Annotated in this window: 2 protein-coding genes; both read left to right on the top strand. The window is 78.7% G+C overall.

All coding sequences use genetic code 11. The annotated features are described in order from the left end of the window. Positions 1 to 353: glycosyltransferase family 4 protein (locus LQ51_RS11645; RefSeq protein WP_156313044.1), on the top strand; the 353-nt coding region annotated here is incomplete at its 5' end. Beyond that, on the top strand, positions 353 to 2498 hold a 2146-nt coding region (locus tag LQ51_RS11640), incomplete at its 3' end, for a hypothetical protein (protein ID WP_046565029.1). The genes LQ51_RS11645 and LQ51_RS11640, both read left to right, overlap by 1 nt.

Below are 2498 nucleotides of genomic sequence, written 5' to 3'. Positions count from 1 at the left end.
CCGACGTGGCCGACCTGCTCGCCGGGGCGGACCTGGCGGTGGTCACCAGCGACTGGGAGGCCCGGCAGCTCTTCGCCCAGGAGGCGCTGCGCGCCGGTGTGCCCCTGGTGGCGACGGCCGTCGGCGGCCTGCCCGAGCTGGTCGGCGACGCCGCGGTGCTGGTACCCGCCGGCGACGTCGACGCGTTCGACGCGGCGGTGCGCGACCTGCTCGACGACGGGACGCGCCGGGCCGAACTGGCCCGCCGGGCCGTCGACCGGGCGGCGGCCTGGCCGACCGAGGCCGACACGGTGGCCACGCTGGCCGCCCTCTACGCCGAGCTGGCGCCCGAGCCGTCCACGGAGCGCCGGTGATGCTGCGCAGACTGACCCCGGTCCTGCTGACCCTGGTCGTGGTGGCGCTCGGCGTCACCGCGCTGGCCGCCCGGCCGGACAGCGGCGCCCCCGCCCGCAGCGCCGATTTCGTCGTGCTGGCCGGGGTGCCCGGGCTGCGTTGGGACGACGTGGACCCGCAGACCACCCCGACGCTGTGGCGGATGGCCGAGGCGGGCTCGATCGGCTCGCTGTCCACCCGCTCCGCGCACCGCCCCACCTGCCCCGTCGACGGCTGGCTCACCCTCGGCGCGGGCAACTACGCCGCCTGGAACGGCACCCGCCGGGCCGGCGGCTGCCCGGCCGCCGGGGTGACCGTCGAGCAGCCCGACGGGATCGGCGCGAACCTGCCCGACCAGGAGAGCGTGGTCGCCTACAACCAGGACTGGCTCTCCTGGGGCACCACCCCCGGTGCGCTGTCCGAGTCCGTGCGCTGCTCGGTGGCGGTCGGGCCGGGCGCGGCGGTGGCCGCCGCCCGACCGTTCGGCCGGGTCGACCGGTACGCGCCGGTCCTCCCCGCCGACCCGGCCGGGCTGCTCGGCTCGTGCGTGCTCAGCATCGTCGACCTGGGCACCGTCGACGCCGAAGCCCCGGCCGTCCGGGCCGCCCAGGCCCGGCAGGCCGACGCCCAGCTCGCCCGGGTGCTGGCCGCCCGGCCGCCGCGCTCGCTGGTGCTGGTCGCCGGCGTCTCCGACACCGACAGCGCGTCCCGGCTGCACGTCGCGGTCGCCGACGGTCCGGGCTGGGAACGCGGCTGGCTGACCTCGCCGAGCACCGCCCGGGAGGGCTACCTGCAACTGGTCGACCTGGCCCCCACCGCCCTCGCCACGCTGGGCCGCCCGATGCCCGAGCGGCTCTTCGTCGGCCGGCCCGCGGTCTCCGTCGGCGGTCGCCCGGCCGACCTGCGGGCCGCCATCGACGCGCCGGCCGACGCGGACCGCGAGGCGGGCGCGCAGCTGCGCGTCGCGGGCTGGTTCTTCACCCTCCTCGCCGCCGCCCAGGTCGCGCTCGCGGTGGCGGTGCTGCCGCTGCTGCGCCGGGCCCGCCGGCACGCCGGCCCGCACGGGCCCGAGCCGGTCTCCCGCCGGGTGGTGGCCGTCGTCGAGCTGCTGCTGATCGCCGCCGCGCTCGCCGTGCCGGCCGCCCTGCTCGCCGACGCGGTGCCCTGGTGGCGGGGCCACCACGCCGGCTGGTGGTTCGGCGTGGTGACCGCCCTGCTGACCGTCGGCGGCACCGCCGCGGTCCGGTTCAGCCCCGGGCACGGCAGCACCCTCGGCCCGCTCGGCGCGGTCGCCGGGCTGGCCACCCTGGTCGTCGGCGTGGACGTGGTCACCGGCTCCCGGCTTCAGCTCAACGGCGTCGTCGGCTACTCCGCGCTCGAGGGCGGCCGGTACGCCGGCCTGGGCACCGTGGGGCTGGGCGTGTTCATCGCCGGTTCGCTGCTGACCGGCGGCTGGTTGGCCCAGCGGGTGCGCCGCGCCTGGCGGCCGATGGTGATGGTGGCCGTGGCCGGCGGCGCCGTGGTGGTGGTGGGCAGCCCCTACCTGGGCGCGGACTCGATCGGCGCGATCGCGCTGACGGCCGGCGTGAGCGTCGCCGCCGCGATCTGCTCCGGCGGCTGGCTGACCGTGAGCCGGCTGGCCTGGGCCACCATGGCCGGCCTGGCGGTCACCATCGGCTTCGCCCTGGTCGACCTGCGCCGTGCGGAGGCCGAGCGGGGCAGCGTCGGCCGGTTCCTGGCCGCCCTCGGCGACGGCACCGGCGGGCTGACCGTGCACCGGGCCAGCAGCGCCAACATGGAAACCCTGGTCAACAGCCCGCTCACTCTGCTCGCCCTGGCCGGCGCGGCGCTGGTCTGGTTCGCGCTGCTGCAGCCCTGGGGCGGGCTGATGCGGCTGTTCGGCATCTACCCGGCGATCCGGGCCGCGATGGCCGGCACCGGCGTGGCCGCCGGCCTCGGCGGGGTGCTCGGCGGCGCGGCCCTGGACGTGGCCGGCGCGGCCGCCGCCCTGGTGGTGCCGATGGCCGCGCTGGCCGCCCTGCGGGTGCTCGACCACTCCACCGACCGCACCCTGCCCGGCAACGGCCGGGCCCTCGTCCCCGGGCCGGCCGTTGCCGGGCAGGGTG

Source organism: Micromonospora sp. HK10 (genome assembly GCF_000982955.1).
Lineage (GTDB): Bacteria > Actinomycetota > Actinomycetes > Mycobacteriales > Micromonosporaceae > Micromonospora.
The sequence above is the reverse complement of the archived record's forward strand: the minus strand, read 5'-3'. Positions and strand labels throughout refer to the sequence as shown.